We start from the raw sequence: 17,049 nt of genomic DNA, 5'->3' as shown, positions 1-17,049 counted from the left end.
AGCAAGTAAACGCTCTGGCTACTGCCTGGGGGGATTGGTCTCGGCACCCCTTAAGCCTGGGCGCCCAGTCCATGTTCTCGTAGCCTCACCGCAGGTTGGATCGGGAGTTGGTGGCACCAGAGGGCAAGAGGGTTCGACCGCTGCTCTGCGGCTACTACGGCGAGCACAACCTGGGCGACGATGCCCTGCTCAGCGCCCTGCTGGCTCAGTTGCCCGAGGGCTGTGATCCGCTCGTGACCGCCTTCGATCAGGGGGAGGTGGAACAGCGCCTGGGGGTACGCACCTGTGCGCGGAGGGATTTCGCGACGGTGCGCCGTGCTCTCGACCGATGTGATGCCCTTGTGCTGGGGGGCGGCAGTCTGCTTCAGGACGCCACCAGCTTCCGCAGCCTCCTCTATTACGCCGCCCTGATCATCTCGGCACGACTGCAGGGAAAGCCTGTGTTGCTCTGGGGTCAGGGACTGGGGCCTTTGCGCCGGCGCCGCAGCCGCCTGCTGGTCCGGCGACTGCTGACCCTGGTGCAGGCCAGCAGTTGGCGGGATCCGGGATCAGCGGGCCTGGCCGCTGCCTGGGGAAGGCCAGGCCAGCTTGGCAGTGATCCAGTCTGGTCGTTGGCGACAAGGCCCTGGCATGGTCAAGGTGGCCCCCTGGTGCTCTGCTGGCGGCCCACCCAGCTGTTGGAGGGCGCGCGCTGGAAGCCCCTGCTGGAGGCCCTCGACGCTGTGGCGTCCGCTGCGGATCGGGAGGTGATCTGGCTGCCGTTTCACCGGGATCAGGACCGGGGCCTGCTCGCCGCATTGCAGGACCAGGGGCTTGTCCCCCAGCGGCTCTACCGACGCAGCCGGGAAGAGCTCGTTGCCACGCCCGAGGAGGCGATGGAGATCTTCTGCGGCTCCGCACTGGTGCTCTCGATGCGGCTGCACGGGCTGATCGTGGCGGCACTGGCCGGTGCACCCCTGACAGCCCTCAGCTACGACCCCAAGGTGCGCGCCGCCGCTGACTCCCTGGATTGCTCCTGTGTCGATCTGGACGAGCACCAGGATTCCCGCAACCTTGAGCGGGACTGGCTTCAGCAGCTGGATCAGCCCCCCCAGCCGCAGAAGGTGGAGGGACTGCGCCGGGACACGGCCGTCCACGGCGAGTTGCTGAGGCGCTGGCTGGGCCGCTGAACTCGCTTCAGTTCAGAGCACCGGCAGCAGCTGAGGCCATCGCCACCGGAATGCGCGGCACTGGGAAGCCGTTGGCCCCAAGCACGTCGACGATCATGCGGTTGGTGTCGAAATAGACCTGCCAGTAGTTGGAGGTGTGGGTGTAGGGCCGGACGGCCAGCTTCGGACCGCGCTCGCTGAACTCCAGCACTTCCACATCGCCAGGCATGCCTTTGAACTGATTGGGTACCGTGGCCAGCCCTGCTTTGAGCAGGCTGATTGCCTTGGCCACATCGGCGCTGTTGTCGAGCTGGGCCACCAGTTCCACCCGGCGGAAGTCATGCACGGAATAGTTCTGGATGGTGTCGCCGAACAGCTTGCCGTTGGGCACGATGTTGCGCACGTTGTCGGGAGCCAGCATGGAGGTCACGAACATGCCGATCTCTTCCACAGTGCCGGTGACGCCTGCAGCCGTGATGAAATCGCCGACGCTGAACGGACGGAACACCTGCAGGAAAACCCCGGCTGCGAAGTTGCCGAGCATGCCGCTCCAGGCCGCCCCGATCGCCACGCCGGCGCCGGCCAGCAGAGCGGCGAAACTGGCTGTTTCAATCCCGAAGAAGCCGAGGATGGCCACCACCAGGATCACCCTCAGCACGGCGCCGAGGATGTTCAGCAGGTAGGAGATCACCGTGGCATCGAGGCTGCTGGTACGCAGTGCCCCCCGGGTCAGCTTCATGGCGAACTGGATCAACCAGCCACCAACGATCCAGAGGGCTACCGCCCCCACCAACTTGAACAGGAATGGAACGACCGTTGTAGCGATCAGAGCAGTGATATCCGGCACGGAACTCAGAGAAAGATGGGTTCACCCTCAACGTTGAACGTCTGTTACGTCAACAACGCTGTTGGCAATTGGAAACATTGGCTGCCCTGCCCTGCTCCCCTCAGAAGCCGATCAGGCCTGGAGACGGGAGAGTTCATCGAGCACCTCCCGGCTGTGGCCCTGGGGGCGGACCGCAACCCAGCGGGCCCTGAGCACCCCCTTCGGGTCGATCAGAAAGGTGTGCCGCTGTGAGAAGGGGGCGATCCAGGATCCGTAGCGCTGGCTGACTGCCCCGCCGGGGTCGGAGAGCAGGGGGAAAACCAACCCTTCGCTGTCACAGAAAGAGGCATGGTCAGCAACGTCATCAGCGCTGACACCAACAACCTGGGCACCAAGCCGATGGAACTGCTCCAGATCACGCTGAAAACCGCGCGCTTCAAGGGTGCAGCCGCCGGTGAAATCCTTGGGATAGAAGTAAAGCGCAAGCCATCTGCCCTTCAGGTCGCTGAGAGAAAGGCTGCCGGATGGGTCGAGATCAGGGCCGAATCCAGGCAGGCAAAAATCGGGCGCAGGCCGATCAAGGGGCGGCAGTATTCCACCCAGCGCGCCGGCTTTGAGGGGCCAGCCGAGCAGGGGAGCCACCAGGCCAGGAACCAAAAGGACCGCACCGGCGTGAACTAGCGCTCCTTCCAGGAGTTGGCGGCGGTTCACGGGGTGCGGACTTCAGAGGAGAATCAGATCTTGGCCAGGTTGATGCCCAGTTCGCGGGCATAGGCGCCAAGACCTTTTTTCTGGATCGTGCGCAGGGTGCTGGTGGCGACCCTCAGCTTCACCCAGCGGTTGCCCTCCGCCCACCAGAGCCGGCGTTCCTGCAGGTTCACCTGTTGGAGTTTCTTGGTGCGCACGTGGGAATGGCTGACAGCCATGCCGTTGTTGGCGCGCTTGCCGGTGAGCTGACAAACCCGTGACATGAAGGCAACCGATACGCAAGGGACTGGCAGGCTCCAGTGAAACTGGATATTGCCAAGGGGCCACCTTAACAAATGGGGTGGCCCGACATCGCGCCGAATCAGCCGAGGCCCCGCTCCATCAGGCGGCCCATCAGTTCGGCACTGCGCTGCTGGAAGCCTGCCAGCTGGTTGGGCTCCAGTCCCCCCACGGCGAGACGAGCCATGTCGTGGAGATGGCGGCTGAGATCGCTGGCCAGCTGCTGACTGGGTGACGCCCCACCTGCGGCGGTGATCACCGAGCCGGCCGCGAGCTTGAGCAGCCCCTCCACCAGCGGATGCCGGCGGTTCACCAGCAGCACGTGATGGTCGGGGAGCCCCGGCAATCGCTGCTCCATCAGGGCTCCCATATCGTTGAGGCGCCGCATCTGCTCGGGCAACAGGATCAGGGCCGCAGGAGCGTTCTCCCCTTTCAGGGCCTGCACCTGGATGGTGATGCGTTCATCGCCTAGGGCGGTCTTGAACAGCTCCCGCAGCTGCTCGGAGCTGTCCTTGCCTTCGGCATCCACCAACTCGCTCTCCTGCTCGCGCAGGCTGTCATCCAGTTCGGCGTCGACCCTGCGGAAGCTGAGCTCCCCGTGGCGGGCCTCCAGCCAGGGGATGAACTGGGCATCGATCAGGGTGTCGGCCAGGAGCACTTCCGCCCCCTCTCCTTGCCACAGCGCCAGGGGGCCGGCCTGGGACGCTTCATCGGTGCAGTAGAGGATGCGCTTCTGATCAGCCTCACCGAGACGGCTGCGGTAGCCGCTGAGGGTGGTGTAGGCCTTGTCTCCAGCGGCGATGGGGTCAGCCTCCGCGGCGGCGGCGGTGGTGCCGAACAGGATCAGCTCGGCCACCTGATCGGCGAACTTCTCGTCCTCCATGGCGCCGATCTTGATGAATGGGGCAATTCCCTCCCAGATCTCGGCATAGCGGGCGGGCTCATCGCGGTGCAGCTCCTTCAGCCGGTCCCCCACCTTCTTGGCCACGAAGCCACCGATCGAGCGCACACGCCGATCCGTCTGCAGCGCGCTGCGGCTCACGTTGAGGGGGATGTCGGGGGAGTCGATCACCCCGCGCAGAGGCAGCAGATAGCGGGGCACCACCTCCTTGATCGAGTCGCTCACGAAGACCTGGTTGCTGTAGAGACGGATCTCGCCTTTCTCCCAGTCGGCCCGACCAGTGAGTCTTGGGAAATAGAGGATGCCCTGCAGGGTGTAGGGATAGTCGGTGTTCAGGTGCACCCAGAGGAGGGGATCGCCCTGGAACGGGTAGAGATAGCGGTAGAGGGCGATGTAATCGTCGTCACTCAGCTCCCGCGGGTTTTTGCGCCAGGGCGCCTCGCGCTTGTTCACCGTTTCGCCCTCCAGCTTCACGGCCACCGGCAGGAAGTCGCAGTAGGTGGTGATCAGGGAGCGAATGCGGGCCGGCTCGATGTACTCCAGCTCCTCCTCCTGCAGATGGAGGATCACATCGGTACCGGGTTCGGCGCGTTCACCGGATTCAAGACTGAAGTTGGGCGAGCCATCACAGCTCCAGCGCACCGCTTCTGCCCCTGGGCTGGCACTGAGGCTGATCAGCTCGACCCGCTCGGCCACCATGAAACTGGAGTAGAAGCCGAGGCCGAAATGGCCGATGATCGCATCGTCTTCGCGCTTGTACTTCTCCAGAAAGTCTTCAGCGCTGGAAAAGGCCACCTGGTTGATATAGCGCTTCACCTCATCGGCACTCATGCCGATGCCGTTATCGCTGATGGTGAGTGTTTTCGCCTCACGGTCAATCCTGATGCTCACCAGTCCTTCGGATCCTTCGTCGCAGTCGCCCGCCATGGCGGCCATGCGGCGTTTGCTGATGGCATCCACCGCATTACTGACCAGCTCCCTGAGGAACACCTCATGGCCTGAATAGACGGCCTTCTTGATGATCGGGAAGATGTTCTCGGTGTGGATCTGAATCTGACCCTGTTCCAGCACCGCCATGATTCCGTCAGCTTGTAGAGATCTGCGCCGACCATAGGCTCAGCCCTTCACCGGGTTCAAGCCACTGCCGGGAGGGGTCTCCGAACCTGCAGGTTCAGGCGGAGCGCTGAAGATCAGCGCGCTCTTCAGGCAGGATCGCGCCGCTCACGGGACAGACCTGCAGACAGATGCCGCAGTCGATGCAGGTGTCGAAATCGATCCAATAAAAGGCGGTTCCCTTGGTGTTGGCTCCCTGGCCGGGGTGAATGCAGGCCACAGGACAGGCATCGACGCAATCGGCCACGCCTTCACAGATGTCGGTGACGATGCTGTGGGCCATGGCTGAGGAGTGCTGCAAACCAAGATCTTAGAAATCAATACCCCGGCGACGCCATGGCTGACGGTGGTTTCAGTCGAGCCATTCCAGAGCTGAGCAACCGCGGCGCTGGGCAGCCGCTTCGGCCTCGTCCCGGCCTGGGCAGGCATCGGGGAGCAGTTCGGCCTTCTGGCCCTGCCGGTGCCTGCAGGCGAGGGCCCCCAGAGCGGCGGCCAGGCTTGAACGCTGGCTGTAGGCCACCAGCACCGGCCGGCTTGCCGGGTCGCGGGCGCCGGGTCTGAACAGCAGATCGCGGATGTCCTCGATCGAGAAGCCGAAGCCCACTCCGGCCGCCTCGCTGGCCTCGGCCCCGAAGCGCCCCACCAATGCGTCGTAGCGACCGCCGCTGGCGATCTCCACCGGCGCCTCTGCCCCGAGGCAGACCAGCTTGAGCACAATGCCGTCATAGAGATCGAAATGGGGCTGGAAGCTGGGATCCAGCTGCAGGCCGATGCCAAGCCTGGAGGCAGTGGGCGCCACGATCTCCAGGGATCCCGCCAGCTCATCGATCAGGGGGCTATCGCCCAGATGGCGACGCAACTGGGCGAGCACCGCCGTCGGTTCACCGCGCAGGCGCATCAGCTGCTGGAGCCGATCGATCTGGTCCTGGGGCAGGGGAAGGCGGGCGATCGCCAGGGGATCGAAGTTCGAGAGGGCCTGGCGCGCGCTGGAGCGATGGTCTTCGGAAAGGTCTTGGAGCAGGGCGGAGAGCACTCCGTGGTGGCCCACCAGCAGCCGGGGCTGATGGCTGGCCTGAAGGCCAAGGGTTTCGCTGCAGGCCAGCAGCAGGGCCATCAGCTCGGCGTCCGCCGCCGCGGAGCGGACCCCCAGTAACTCGACCCCGCTCTGGAGCCGTTCGCTCAGGCGCTGCCCGCCGCCGTCGCCGGTGAAAGTGCGAAAGGTGCTGCCCTCGGCCCACAGCCTCAGGGGACGGGGGCGATCGGCCAGGCGGGTGCAGGCGGCCCGGGCGATCGAAGCGGTCAGCTCCGGGCGGAGCCCCAGCGGTTCCTCGGCAGTGAGGCGCGCCACCTCCCTCTCGGAAATGCCGCCACCCGCCTCGAGGGTCTCTAGCCGCTCCACCATCGGCGGTGCCACCTCCTGGTAGCCCCAGAGCCGGTACACCGCCGCCAGCTGCTGGCAGAGCTGGCGGTTGCGGTCCACCTGGCGGGGATGGAGATCCCTGGCGCCGGCGGCGGGTTGCAGGGCCATGGGGGCGGAGGGGCAGGGAACGGGAGAGGCTGGATCCTATGGAGCGGCCGCACACCCATAGGCGGGTGTGGGTTTCCCCCTGTGACGGGGGGCTAGGGGTTGAGTTGCGGAGCCCCGAACAGGTGGCCTGGCAGAGGGCGGCAGTGGCCGAGGCCCTCGATCAGGGCCGCCTGCAGGCCAGGAGTGCAGGCGATCAGCCGGCCCTCTGCCAGGGAGGCGGGACGGCCGTCGTAGCGGCTGACCACACCGCCCGCCTGCTCCACCAGCACCACACCCGCGGCCAGGTCCCAGGGGGAAAGGCCCCGCTCCCAGTAGCCATCGAGCCGGCCGGCGGCGACAAAGGCGAGATCCACCGCCGCCGCCCCGCCGCGGCGAACCCCGCGGGTGCGATGGGTGAACCAGCAGAACTCGCTGTAGTTGGTGTCCGGCTGGCTCTGGCGGTCGTAGGCGAAGCCTGTCACCAGGAGAGAAGCGGCGAGGTCGCTGCAGCCACTCACCTGCAGCGGACGGTCGTTGCACCAGGCCCCCAGCCCGGGGGCGGCCCAGTAATGCTCCTCAAGAACCGGCACGCTGATGGCGCCCAGTAACGGAGCGCCCTTCCAGGTGAGTCCGATCGAGGTGGCGAAGAAGGGATAGCCGTGGGCGTAGTTGGTGGTGCCATCGAGGGGATCCACGCACCATTCCAGATCCGACCCGGTGTTGCGGCGTCCGCTTTCCTCCGCCAGCACACCCAGCTGGGGTGTGCTGGCTTCGAGCACGGCCAGCACCGCCTGCTCCGCCGCCACATCGGCCTCTGTGACCAGATCTCCAGCACGACCCTTTTCGCGGATCGATTCCAGCCGGCCGAAATGTTGGGCCAGCACATGGGCACCGGCTGAGGCGGCCTCCCGGGCCACCTCAGCCAGCTGCTCGAGCTCGGAGCGCTCCAGGGCTGAATCGAGCAGGGCCTGCCCAGAAAGGGTTTGCACGGGCTGGGGATAGGTCGGTGGGGCGGAGGTCATCATTCCTCCTCAAGGGGCAGGCCCCGCGTCACCCGTCCCCGGCCGAAGTAGCGGCCGAACTGAAGCTCGTAAACCTCGTCCTCGTCCTGGGTTTCCACCTCCAGGGGCCCGGTGGCCCGGGCCACGCAGAGCAGGCCATAGCCCTGCCGGCGCAGATCCTGGGACAGCCCCAGGGCTTCCTGCTGATCGATTTCACCGTCGATCACCCGTACGGCACAGGTGGTGCAGCAGCCGTTGCGGCAGCTGAACGGCAGAGGTTGCCCCTGGGCTTCGAAACTGCGCAGGATGTACTCCCCTTCAGGGACCTCCAGTCGGATCACCTGTTGTTCCTGCCTCCAGTGGACCGTGATCGGAAAGGTTCTTGTCATCGGATGGGCCTTGAGCCTTGGGGCTGACTGCTACATTGCCATCTGCCCCATGACAGCCCCTGGAGAGGTGGCCGAGTGGTCGAAGGCGCAGCACTGGAAATGCTGTATAGGGGCAACTCTATCGAGGGTTCGAATCCCTCCCTCTCCGCTTCCAAAAAAAAGCCGGCCCTAGCAGCCGGCTTTTTTGTGTCTCGATTCGCCCCTGAATCTGTGAGACCTTGAACCACCAATCCCAATCCGCCAGCAGGGTGTCCGGCGGAATTCAGCCGAAGCGACCGGTGACATAGTCCTGGGTGGCCTGCTGCACCGGGGAGTTGAAGATGCGCTCGGTGTCGTTGAACTCCACCAGGTAACCAATCTTGCCGCTGCCACCTTCCACCGCTTCGGCATTGAAGAAGGCGGTGTAGTCCGAAACCCGCACGGCCTGTTGCATGTTGTGGGTCACGATCACGATGGTGAAGCTCTTCTTGAGCTCATGCATCATCTCCTCGATCTTGAGGGTGGAGATCGGATCGAGAGCCGAGCAGGGTTCATCCATCAGGATCACTTCCGGTTCAACTGCGATGGCACGGGCGATGCAGAGCCGCTGCTGCTGGCCACCTGAGAGTGCATTGCCACTCTCCTTGAGTTTGTCCTTGGTTTCATCCCAGATGGCGGCCTTCCGCAGGGAGCGCTCCACCAGCTCATCCATGTCGCCTTTGTAGCCGTTGATCCGGGCACCGAAGGCGATGTTTTCGTAGATGCTCTTGGGGAAGGGGTTGGGCTTCTGGAACACCATGCCGATGCGGCGCCGCACCTCCACCGGATCCACCTCGCGGGCATACATGTCCTGCCCATCGAAAACCACGCGACCGCGCAGGCTGCAGCCCTCAATCAGGTCGTTCATACGGTTGAGGGCCCGAAGAACGGTTGACTTGCCGCAGCCGGAAGGGCCGATGAAGGCGGTCACCTTGTTGCGTGGAATCTCCATGTAGACATCCCGCACGGCTTCAAAGCTGCCGTAACTGATGGTGACGTTCTCCAGGCTGAGGCAACTGGGCAGGGTGGAGCTGGTGCTGGCTGGCTTCATGGTGCTGGTCATAGCTCGTTGGGTGGTGGTGGGCTGATCCGGGCGGATGGTGGCTAGCTGGAGGCGAACCTGCGAATGAAGCGGGCCAGGAGATTGGCGCCAAGAATAAGCATCACAAGCACGAACGAGGCGGCCCAAGCCAAAGAGTTCTGGGCTTCGTAGGGCATGATCGCGAAGTTGAAGATCAACACCGACATCGATGCGATCGGGTTGAGCAGACCCTCCGGCCAGAAGGGCGAGAACAGAGCTGTGAAGATCAGTGGGGCTGTTTCACCGGCGGCTCTTGCAATGGCCAGCACCACCCCGGTGGCGATCGGAGTGAACGCGCTGGGCAGGGTGATCCTGGTGATCGTCACGAACTTCGATGCACCGACCCCAATTGCTCCCCAGCTCAGTTCCTGCGGCACCAGCTTCAGGGCTTCATCGGTGGTTTTGATCACGGTGGGCAGCATCAGCACTGCCAGGGCAATGCCACCGGCCAAGGCTGAATAGGACTGACCGAAAAACAGCCGTGTGGCCACGATCGCGCTGTAGACGAACACGCCGCAGATGATCGAGGGCACTCCGGCCAGGATGTCGTTGCCGACGCGAATGAACTGGGCGAACCAGCCGCTGCTGGAGTACTCGGCCAGGAAAATCCCTCCGCCCACGCCTACTGGAATGGCTATCAGGGAGGCCACCAGTGTGACCACGAAGGTGCCGATGATGGCGTTGGCGATGCCGCCGCCTTCGAGGCCAGGTGCTGGTGGGAGTTGGGTGAACAGGCTGACGCTGATCAGCTTGCCCCCCTGGATCAGCACATAGACCAACACCAGAAGAAGGGGCAGAACAGCGATCACGCTGAACAGCGCTGCTATGGAGGTGAAGAGCTTGTCGGTGCGGTTGCGCTTCAGCTGCGGATTGAAGTGGAGCGAGCGCGACGGTAGAGCCGGTGTGGCAAAGGTCATGGTGAACTGCTCAGTTGTACTTCAGGCTGAACTTGCCGACGATCCACTGGGCGAGGATGTTCACGGCAAAGGTGAGGACCATAAGAATCAGAGCTGCATAGAGCAGGGCCGACACCTGGATCCCATCGGCCTCACCGAACTGGTTTGCGAGCATGGCGGAGATGGTGTTCCCCGGTGCCAGCAGCGACCAGCTGAAGTTGTTCGAATTTCCGATGATCATGGTCACGGCCATGGTTTCACCCATGGCACGACCCAGGGCCAGCATCACTCCGCCGATGATCGAGGAGATGGCAGCGGGCAGGATCACGTTGAAGATGGCGATCCAGCGCGTGCTGCCCACGCCATAAGCTCCCTGACGCAGTTCCATCGGGACCTGGTTGAGAGCATCGCGGGAAATGGCGGTCATGATCGGCAGGATCATCACGACGAGTATCAACACGGCTGGCGCTACGCCGGGGCCTTGGGGGGGACTTGAGAACAGCGGAAACCAGCCCAGGCTCTGGTACAGGAATTGAAGGAACGGCCTGAGCAGGGGCTCCATCACGAAGATGGCCCAAAGACCCAGCACCACGGAAGGGATCGCCGCCAGCAGTTCCACCATCATTCCAATCACTTCGCGCAGGTTGCGCGGAATCAGATTTTCGGTGATGAAGATCGCCGTGCCCAGTGAAATCGGCACGGCGATGAGCAAGGCCAACAGCGAAGTTACGAGTGTGCCGTAAATAGCGGTGAAGGCTCCATATTGGCTGTTGACCGGATCCCAGCCTGAGGTGACCAGGAAGGACAGGCCGAAGCTGGCCATCGCCTCCTGGGCTCCGTTGAACACCGTCAGGAAGATGGAGAGCAGCACCACGGCCACCAGGGACGCCAGCACAATCGTGAGCAGCTTGAATCCGACATCGATGGTGCGCTCAGACCTGGGGCGGTTCCGCAGTGTGAACTGATCCTGGCCCGATTCAGATCGGATCACCATGTAGCTACGTAAGAGGAGACGAGTTGCCCGCAATGGCCAACCATCGGCAGAACTTAGGTTGCAATCCAGGTCCGCGACCACTAAGAACGCCTTAACACCGGCCCGTCGTCAGCGTCTTAGGGCGCTGCCAGCGCTCAGGCTTCTGGCCAGGAGCCGGTAGTTTGGGGCTTCGCTTTGGGGATGCATGGGCCGGATCGTGGGCATTGACCTGGGCACCACCAATTCGGTGGTGGCGGTGCTGGAGGGCGGTCGGCCCCAGGTGATCGCCAATGCCGAAGGGGGCCGCACCACACCCTCGGTGGTGGGCTTCAGCCGTGATCAGGAGCTGCTGGTGGGTCAGCTCGCCCGCCGCCAGCTGGTGCTCAACCCCCGCAACACCTTTGCCAACCTCAAGCGCTTCGTCGGCCGCAGTTGGGATGAACTCGACGACGGCAGCCTGGCGGTGCCCTACACGGTGCGGGCCAACGACCAGGGCAATGTGCGCATCGTCTGCCCCATCACCGAAAGGGAATATGCCCCCGAGGAGTTGCTGGCCAGCATCCTGCGCAAACTGGTCGACGACGCAGCCACCTACCTGGGCGAAGCGGTGGAAGCGGCGGTGATCACCGTGCCGGCCTATTTCAATGATGCCCAGCGCCAGGCCACCCGAGACGCCGGCCGCCTGGCGGGACTCACGGTCGAGCGGATCCTGAATGAGCCCACAGCCGCCGCTCTGGCCTACGGCTTCGACCGCAGTGCAGTCAAACGGGTGCTGGTGTTCGATCTGGGCGGCGGCACCTTCGATGTGTCGGTGCTGCGCATCGCCAATGGCGTTTTCGATGTGAAGGCCACCAGCGGTGACACCCAGCTGGGCGGTAACGACTGGGATCTGCGCATCGTCGACTGGCTGGCGGAGGCTTTCGAGGCCCGTCATCAGATTGATCTGCGCCGGGATCGCCAGGCCCTGCAGCGGCTCAGCGAGGCGGCGGAAAAGGCCAAGCAGGAGCTCTCCGGCGTCACCACCACCCCGATCTCGCTGCCGTTCATCGCCACCGGTCCCGATGGCCCCCTGCACATCGAAACCAGCCTGGAGCGGCGCACCTTCGAGTCCCTCTGCCCCGACCTGCTCGATCGTCTGTTGCGTCCCGTGCAACGGGCCCTGCGTGATTCCGGTTTCACGGCAGATGACATCGACGATGTGGTGCTGGTGGGCGGCAGCACCCGCATGCCGATGGTTCAGGAGATGGTGCGCACCCTGATTCCGCGCGAACCCTGCCAGTCGGTCAATCCCGATGAGGTGGTTGCCATTGGTGCGGCGGTCCAGGCCGGCATCCTCACGGGCGATCTGCGCGATCTGATGCTCAACGACGTCACCCCCCTCTCCCTTGGTCTGGAGACGATCGGCGGGGTGATGAAGGTGCTGATTCCCCGCAACACGGCAATTCCCGTGCGCCGCTCGGATGTTTTCAGCACCTCCGAGGCCAACCAGTCGGCTGTGGAGATCCACGTGCTCCAGGGGGAACGCCAGATGGCCATGGACAACAAATCGCTGGGGCGTTTCCGGCTCTCTGGGATTCCTCCTGCTCCACGGGGTGTGCCCCAGGTGCAGGTGTCACTCGACATCGATGCCAACGGCCTGCTGCAGGTGTCAGCCACCGACCGCACCACAGGACGACAGCAGAGCGTCAGCATTCAGGGGGGCTCCAACCTCAGTGAACAGGAGATTCAGGCGCTGCTGGAGGAGGCCCAGCGCAAGTCCGCCGAGGACAGGCGCAAGCGGGTGGCGGTGGATCGGCTCAACAGGGCCCAGACCCTGGTGGCCCAGGCGGAGCGTCGCCTGCGGGATGCCGCCCTCGAGCTCGGTCCCTATGGCGCGGAGCGGCAGCAGCGTTCCGTGGAGATGGCCCTGCGCGAGGTGCAGGTGCTGCTCGATGACGCCGATCCGGCGGAACTCGACCTGGCTGTCAGCCAGTTGCAGGAGGCTCTCTACGGTCTCAACCGCCGTCTGATCAGCGAACGCAAGACCGAATCAGGCCCCCTGCAGGGCCTAAAGAACACCCTGGGCTCGATCAAGGACGACCTGTTCTCCGATGAGGACGACTGGGACGACTGGGACCGCTCCCGGCCCGGACCCTCCGAGCGCTGGGGAGGGGATCCCTGGGCACCACCATCCCGTTACGGCGGCAACCAGGAAGACGGCTATTCCTCGTATCAGACTCCTCGGCTGGAGCGCTCCAGGCTCGAGCCCGCTCGTCCGGAGTCCCCGCGGACTGATCGCTATGAACCAGCTGCCGGTCCGGCACCCTCCCGCCGCAGCGGCGGCGAATGGCCCTCGGAGGGGCGCAGACGTCCCAGGGCCGACGATCCCTGGGCTGAGGACTGAGGACGGTGAGCCGGAGCACCACCGCCACGGTCGGCGATGACCACTGGGCGGTCCTCGGGCTGAGCCCGGGGTCCGACGCCGCGGCTCTCAAGCGCGGCTTCCGCGCGCAGGCACGCCGTTGGCACCCGGATCTCAACGGCAACGATCCCGTGGCCGAGGAGCGCTTCAAGCGGGTCAACGAGGCCTATGCCGTTCTCTCGGATCCACGCCGTCGCCAGGCCTGGGAATCGGGGCGGGATCCGGGCTCGCTGCGGTCCGAGGCTGCCGACCCCTTCGCCACGGGCTTCCCCGATTTCAACGACTATCTCGAAGCTCTGTTCGGTCGCCAGTCACGCCCGGATCAACGCAGGCAGCCTGAGCCCGACCTTGAGCAGGAACGAGCCGAACCGTTCCAGCCGCGGCAGGACCCGCGGGTCGAGGTGACCCACGCCCCGCCGCCACCGTCGCCGGTGCAGGCCGCCAGCGACCTGGAGACGGTGGTGGATCTCAGCCCGGAGCAGGCCCTCGCCGGCACCCGGCTGGAGCTGGAGCTTCCCGGTGGCCTGGCGGTGGAGCTCTGGACACCTCCCCTGGCGGGTGATGGCTGGCGCCTGCGTCTGGCCGGTGTCGCACCGGGCGGGGCTGATCATTTCCTGCAGCTGCGGGTGCGGCGTCCCGATGGCCTGCGCATCGACGGCCTGCGGGTGCTCTACGACCTTGAGCTTTCGCCAGCTGAAGCAGCCCTTGGCTGCAAGGTGGTTGTTCCCACCCTGGAGGGTCGGGTGCAGCTCACGGTGCCCCCCTGCTCCTCCAGTGGCCGGCTGCTGCGCCTGCGAGGCCTGGGTCTCAGCCTGGAGGAGCGGCGGGGCGATCAGCTGGTGGAGCTGCGCATCGTCCTGCCCGAGCAGCTCAGCGACGCTGAAGCGGCGCTCTACAGACGGCTGGAGGAATTGTCCAGCGATGGTTGAGAGGCCCTCCGCTGCAGGCCACAATCAATGGGACACTTAGCGGCTGGGATTGGTTAGCTTCATGCCCGTCCATGTGCTGCTGTTCGAAGCAGGCACCGACAACGAAGGCATTCACTCCCTCGAGCTGAATGGCCGCACCGTGGTGCTGCTGTTCGAGGAACGGGACGATGCCGAGCGGTATGCGGGCCTGCTTGAGGCCCAGGATTTCCCCGTCCCCAGCGTGGAGGCGATCGAACGGGAGGAGATGGAGCTGTTCTGCGGCCAGGCAGGCTACGAAGCCCGCTTCGTGCCCTCCGGCTTCCTGCCCAGCTCCCCCGAGGAGCGCCTGCTGATCGCCCCGCCGGAGCGGAATATGGATCTGACCCACTGGAAGGACGAGCCCTCCCGTTCTGTCGCTCCCCAGGACAGCGGCGACGGCAGCAGCCCCGAACGTGCCGAGCTCGAAGCCTTCCGCCGCCGTCTGGAGGGCTTGTTGTGACCTGCGTCGACCGTGGCCATCTGCTCACCGAGCAGGCCAACCCCGCCAGCGCCAGCCTCGACCAGCTCAGCTCCAGTGAACTGGTGGATCTATTCTGCCGGGAAGATGAGAAGGCGCTGCTGGCCATGGAGGCGGCGGCACCGGCCCTGGCCGAGGCGGTGGAGGCCATCAGCGATCGCCTGCGCTCCGGCGGCCGGCTCTTCTACCTCGGTGCCGGCACCTCCGGACGCCTCGGCGTGCTCGATGCTGCCGAGTGTCCTCCCACCTTCTGCACCCCACCGGAGCTTGTTCAGGGCGTGCTCGCCGGTGGCGCGCCGGCCCTGTTACGCAGTTCCGAAGGGCTCGAAGACCTGCGCGAAGCCGGACGCCATGATCTGATCGAGCGAGGTTTCTCTCCCGGCGACGCCCTGGTGGGCATCGCCGCCGGCGGCACCACCCCGTACGTGCTCGGTGGCCTGGAGCATGCCCGCGCCATCGGTGCCCTGGCGATCGCCATGGCCTGTGTGCCGAGCGAGCAGGCGCCGATGCCCTGCGCCATCGACATCCGGCTGGTCACCGGGGCGGAACTGCTCACCGGCTCCACCCGTCTCAAGGCCGGCACGGCCACCAAGATGGCCCTCAACATCATCTCAACCGGGGTGATGGTGCGGCTGGGCAAGGTGTACGGCAACCGCATGGTTGATGTGGCCGTCACCAACAGCAAGCTGGAAGACCGCGCCCTCCGCATCCTCAAGGACCTGGCCGGGGTGGAGCGGGAGCAGGGTCCAGCGCTGCTTGCCGCCGCCGGAGGCTCGGTCAAACGGGCGCTGGTGATGGCTGCCGCCGGACTGAGCGCCGAGCAGGCCGATGAGGCCCTGGGCGCCCACGACGGTCAGGTGAGGCAGGCCCTGGAGCAACTCGGCGCTCAGCTGGCCTGAGCTGCTGCGGCCGGCTCGAAGGCCCCCCAGTAGGGGGAAGTAAACAGGTCGAGCTTGCGGCGGGTGTCAGCTGGAACCTGCTCTTTCGGGGTCATCAGCGCATCCCGCAGTGCGCTGTGGGAGCTGCTGAGTGGTCGTTGGGCATCGATCCGCTCCGCTGCCACAGCCACGATCTGCTGGGCAAGGGCCGCGTTGGCGTGCAGATTCTCGATCACCAGATCCACCGTCACCGAGGCGTGATCCTCGTGCCAGCAGTCGTAGTCGGTGACCATGGCCAGGGTGGCGTAGGCCATCTCGGCTTCGCGTGCCAGGCGGGCTTCGCTGTGGTTGGTCATGCCGATCACCGAGCAGCCCCAGCTTCGGTAGAGATTCGATTCAGCCCGGGTGGAGAAGGCCGGACCCTCCATGCAGAGGTATGTGCCGCGGCGGTGCAGCTGGCGGCCCGCTGGCATCAGGCTTTCAGCCACATCGGCCAACAGCCGGCTGAGGCTTGGGCAGAACGGATCGGCGATGCCCACATGGGCCACCGCCCCGCCGCCGAAAAAGCTCACGGGCCTGGAGTGGGTGCGGTCGATGAACTGATCCGGCACCACCATGTCAAGGGGCCGCAGCGGATCCTGAAGGGATCCCACGGCGGAGCAGGAGAGGATCCAGCGCACTCCCAGCGAACGCAGGGCCCAGAGGTTGGCCCGGTAGGGCACCTCCGTGGGCAGGTGATTGTGGTGGCGCCCGTGGCGGGCCAGGAACACCACCTCCAGCCCACCGATCCTCCCGAGCCGGAGGCTGTCCGAGGGTGGTCCGAAGGGTGTTTCCACCGTGAGTTCACGGACGTCCTCGAGCCCCTGGATGGCATAGAGCCCGCTGCCACCGAGTACTCCCAGGCGTGCGTGGCTCAGGTCGAGGCCCTGGCTCGTGGCAGCGGCGGTGGGGCTCATGGGGGGGACCGACGGAGGGGAAAGCCCGGTGCAGGACTGGGGACTGTTCTACCCGAGAGTCGATACACTCCGCCTTTGCTCTGAGCCCCATGACCAAAGCTTTGATGGAGACCGAGGCAGGCACGCTGGAACTCGAGTTGTTCGACACCGACGCGCCCGGCACCGTCGCGAACTTCGTCAAGCTGGCCGAATCGGGCTTCTATGACGGCCTGGCCTTTCACCGTGTCATCGATGGCTTCATGGCCCAGGGAGGTTGTCCCAACACCCGCGCTGGCGCCAGCGGCATGCCCGGCACCGGCGGCCCCGGCTACATGATTCCCTGCGAGATAAACAGCCGTAAGCACCTGGCGGGAACTTTCTCGATGGCCCATGCCGGCAAGAACACCGGTGGCAGCCAGTTCTTCCTCTGCCATGACGCCCAGCCCCACCTTGATGGGGTCCACACCGTGTTTGGCCAGGCCAGCAACGTGGACGTGGTGCTGGCGATCCGCAAGGGCACCCGCATCACGAAAGTGACGATCCTGCCCTGAGGGTGGCTGCCCCGGCTCG

18 protein-coding genes and 1 tRNA gene are annotated in these 17,049 nt (G+C 65.2%); 7 read left to right on the top strand and 12 right to left on the bottom strand.

Annotated features, from left to right (window positions below; translation table 11 throughout):
• The first annotated feature begins 95 nt into the window (after positions 1 to 95).
• A complete protein-coding gene (gene csaB / locus KBY77_RS02015; protein WP_255101925.1) occupies positions 96 to 1,169 on the top strand; it encodes a polysaccharide pyruvyl transferase CsaB in 1,074 nt (357 codons plus the stop codon).
• A gap of 7 nt (positions 1,170 to 1,176) precedes the next feature.
• On the opposite strand, the gene KBY77_RS02010 is transcribed toward csaB, so the two are convergent.
• The 8 genes from KBY77_RS02010 to KBY77_RS01975 all read right to left on the bottom strand — a co-directional run bounded on the left by KBY77_RS02010 (position 1,177) and on the right by KBY77_RS01975 (position 7,872).
• A complete protein-coding gene (locus tag KBY77_RS02010; RefSeq protein ID WP_255101924.1) occupies positions 1,177 to 1,995 on the bottom strand; it encodes a mechanosensitive ion channel family protein in 819 nt (272 codons plus the stop codon).
• Positions 1,996 to 2,106: 111 nt separating this feature from the next.
• Complete coding sequence (locus KBY77_RS02005) at positions 2,107 to 2,616, bottom strand: peroxiredoxin (RefSeq protein WP_399212016.1); 510 nt, start codon at positions 2,614 to 2,616, stop codon at positions 2,107 to 2,109.
• Positions 2,617 to 2,708: 92 nt separating this feature from the next.
• Positions 2,709 to 2,945: a 50S ribosomal protein L28 gene (gene rpmB, locus KBY77_RS02000; protein ID WP_094553967.1), complete on the bottom strand. Its 237-nt coding sequence runs from the start codon at positions 2,943 to 2,945 to the stop codon at positions 2,709 to 2,711.
• 98 nt (positions 2,946 to 3,043) lie between these two features.
• The gene (gene htpG, locus KBY77_RS01995) at positions 3,044 to 4,939 is read right to left on the bottom strand and encodes a molecular chaperone HtpG (RefSeq protein WP_255101922.1); all 1,896 of its coding nucleotides are present in this window, start codon (positions 4,937 to 4,939) and stop codon (positions 3,044 to 3,046) included.
• 94 nt (positions 4,940 to 5,033) lie between these two features.
• Positions 5,034 to 5,258: a ferredoxin family protein gene (locus tag KBY77_RS01990; protein ID WP_255101921.1), complete on the bottom strand. Its 225-nt coding sequence runs from the start codon at positions 5,256 to 5,258 to the stop codon at positions 5,034 to 5,036.
• 69 nt (positions 5,259 to 5,327) lie between these two features.
• Positions 5,328 to 6,503 carry an ATP phosphoribosyltransferase regulatory subunit gene (locus tag KBY77_RS01985; RefSeq protein WP_255101920.1) on the bottom strand — a complete coding sequence of 392 codons (1,176 nt, stop codon included), beginning with the start codon at positions 6,501 to 6,503 and terminating at the stop codon, positions 5,328 to 5,330.
• Positions 6,504 to 6,595: 92 nt separating this feature from the next.
• Complete coding sequence (locus tag KBY77_RS01980) at positions 6,596 to 7,471, bottom strand: inositol monophosphatase family protein (RefSeq protein ID WP_255101919.1); 876 nt, start codon at positions 7,469 to 7,471, stop codon at positions 6,596 to 6,598.
• Positions 7,472 to 7,503: 32 nt separating this feature from the next.
• On the bottom strand, positions 7,504 to 7,872 hold the full coding sequence (locus tag KBY77_RS01975; RefSeq protein ID WP_255101918.1) for a 2Fe-2S iron-sulfur cluster-binding protein: 369 nt from the start codon (positions 7,870 to 7,872) through the stop codon (positions 7,504 to 7,506).
• A gap of 61 nt (positions 7,873 to 7,933) precedes the next feature.
• Between KBY77_RS01975 and KBY77_RS01970 the strand changes: the two genes are divergently transcribed.
• A tRNA-Ser gene (locus KBY77_RS01970) sits at positions 7,934 to 8,020 on the top strand.
• A 114-nt stretch (positions 8,021 to 8,134) separates the two neighbouring features.
• Here the strand turns inward: KBY77_RS01970 and pstB are convergent.
• From pstB to pstC, 3 genes are read right to left on the bottom strand one after another with little or no spacing between them, the layout of a single operon-like run.
• Positions 8,135 to 8,953, bottom strand: a complete 819-nt coding sequence (gene pstB / locus KBY77_RS01965) for a phosphate ABC transporter ATP-binding protein PstB (RefSeq protein WP_255101917.1) — start codon at positions 8,951 to 8,953, stop codon at positions 8,135 to 8,137.
• A 41-nt stretch (positions 8,954 to 8,994) separates the two neighbouring features.
• Positions 8,995 to 9,888: a phosphate ABC transporter permease PstA gene (gene pstA / locus KBY77_RS01960; protein ID WP_255101916.1), complete on the bottom strand. Its 894-nt coding sequence runs from the start codon at positions 9,886 to 9,888 to the stop codon at positions 8,995 to 8,997.
• Between the two features lie 10 nt (positions 9,889 to 9,898).
• Entirely contained in the window at positions 9,899 to 10,861 is a 963-nt protein-coding gene (pstC, locus tag KBY77_RS01955) for a phosphate ABC transporter permease subunit PstC (RefSeq protein WP_255101915.1), read from the bottom strand.
• 184 nt (positions 10,862 to 11,045) lie between these two features.
• On the opposite strand from pstC, the gene dnaK reads away from it, so the two are divergent.
• The 4 genes from dnaK to murQ all read left to right on the top strand — a co-directional run bounded on the left by dnaK (position 11,046) and on the right by murQ (position 15,565).
• Positions 11,046 to 13,223, top strand: a complete 2,178-nt coding sequence (dnaK, locus tag KBY77_RS01950) for a molecular chaperone DnaK (protein WP_255101914.1) — start codon at positions 11,046 to 11,048, stop codon at positions 13,221 to 13,223.
• Between the two features lie 5 nt (positions 13,224 to 13,228).
• Positions 13,229 to 14,170 (top strand): DnaJ C-terminal domain-containing protein, encoded by a 942-nt coding sequence (locus KBY77_RS01945; RefSeq protein ID WP_255101913.1) that lies wholly within the window; start codon positions 13,229 to 13,231, stop codon positions 14,168 to 14,170.
• A 61-nt stretch (positions 14,171 to 14,231) separates the two neighbouring features.
• The gene (locus tag KBY77_RS01940) at positions 14,232 to 14,648 is read left to right on the top strand and encodes a DUF3110 domain-containing protein (protein WP_094554130.1); all 417 of its coding nucleotides are present in this window, start codon (positions 14,232 to 14,234) and stop codon (positions 14,646 to 14,648) included.
• A complete protein-coding gene (gene murQ, locus KBY77_RS01935; protein WP_255101912.1) occupies positions 14,645 to 15,565 on the top strand; it encodes an N-acetylmuramic acid 6-phosphate etherase in 921 nt (306 codons plus the stop codon). The genes KBY77_RS01940 and murQ overlap by 4 nt, the downstream gene beginning before the upstream one ends.
• Here murQ and mtnP read toward each other — a convergent pair.
• Positions 15,553 to 16,500: an S-methyl-5'-thioadenosine phosphorylase gene (gene mtnP / locus KBY77_RS01930; protein ID WP_255101911.1), complete on the bottom strand. Its 948-nt coding sequence runs from the start codon at positions 16,498 to 16,500 to the stop codon at positions 15,553 to 15,555. The genes murQ and mtnP overlap by 13 nt on opposite strands.
• A gap of 89 nt (positions 16,501 to 16,589) precedes the next feature.
• On the opposite strand from mtnP, the gene KBY77_RS01925 reads away from it, so the two are divergent.
• On the top strand, positions 16,590 to 17,030 hold the full coding sequence (locus KBY77_RS01925) for a peptidylprolyl isomerase (protein ID WP_255101910.1): 441 nt from the start codon (positions 16,590 to 16,592) through the stop codon (positions 17,028 to 17,030).
• Positions 17,031 to 17,049 lie beyond the last annotated feature (19 nt).

It is taken from the genome of Synechococcus sp. Cruz-7E5 (genome assembly GCF_024345995.1).
Lineage (GTDB): Bacteria > Cyanobacteriota > Cyanobacteriia > PCC-6307 > Cyanobiaceae > Regnicoccus_A.
This window is presented reverse-complemented; position numbering and strand designations above follow the sequence as displayed.

What these genes read in the sequence shown, in the direction of transcription:
- rpmB (WP_094553967.1), bottom strand. Translation starts at nt 2,945, where the DNA reads ATGTCACGGGTTTGTCAGCTCACCGGCAAGCGCGCCAACAACGGCATG.
- htpG (WP_255101922.1), bottom strand. Translation starts at nt 4,939, where the DNA reads ATGGCGGTGCTGGAACAGGGTCAGATTCAGATCCACACCGAGAACATC.
- KBY77_RS01990 (WP_255101921.1), bottom strand. Translation starts at nt 5,258, where the DNA reads ATGGCCCACAGCATCGTCACCGACATCTGTGAAGGCGTGGCCGATTGC.
- KBY77_RS01985 (WP_255101920.1), bottom strand. Translation starts at nt 6,503, where the DNA reads ATGGCCCTGCAACCCGCCGCCGGCGCCAGGGATCTCCATCCCCGCCAG.
- KBY77_RS01975 (WP_255101918.1), bottom strand. Translation starts at nt 7,872, where the DNA reads ATGACAAGAACCTTTCCGATCACGGTCCACTGGAGGCAGGAACAACAG.
- pstB (WP_255101917.1), bottom strand. Translation starts at nt 8,953, where the DNA reads ATGACCAGCACCATGAAGCCAGCCAGCACCAGCTCCACCCTGCCCAGT.
- pstA (WP_255101916.1), bottom strand. Translation starts at nt 9,888, where the DNA reads ATGACCTTTGCCACACCGGCTCTACCGTCGCGCTCGCTCCACTTCAAT.
- pstC (WP_255101915.1), bottom strand. Translation starts at nt 10,861, where the DNA reads ATGGTGATCCGATCTGAATCGGGCCAGGATCAGTTCACACTGCGGAAC.
- dnaK (WP_255101914.1), top strand. Translation starts at nt 11,046, where the DNA reads ATGGGCCGGATCGTGGGCATTGACCTGGGCACCACCAATTCGGTGGTG.
- KBY77_RS01940 (WP_094554130.1), top strand. Translation starts at nt 14,232, where the DNA reads ATGCCCGTCCATGTGCTGCTGTTCGAAGCAGGCACCGACAACGAAGGC.
- mtnP (WP_255101911.1), bottom strand. Translation starts at nt 16,500, where the DNA reads ATGAGCCCCACCGCCGCTGCCACGAGCCAGGGCCTCGACCTGAGCCAC.
- KBY77_RS01925 (WP_255101910.1), top strand. Translation starts at nt 16,590, where the DNA reads ATGACCAAAGCTTTGATGGAGACCGAGGCAGGCACGCTGGAACTCGAG.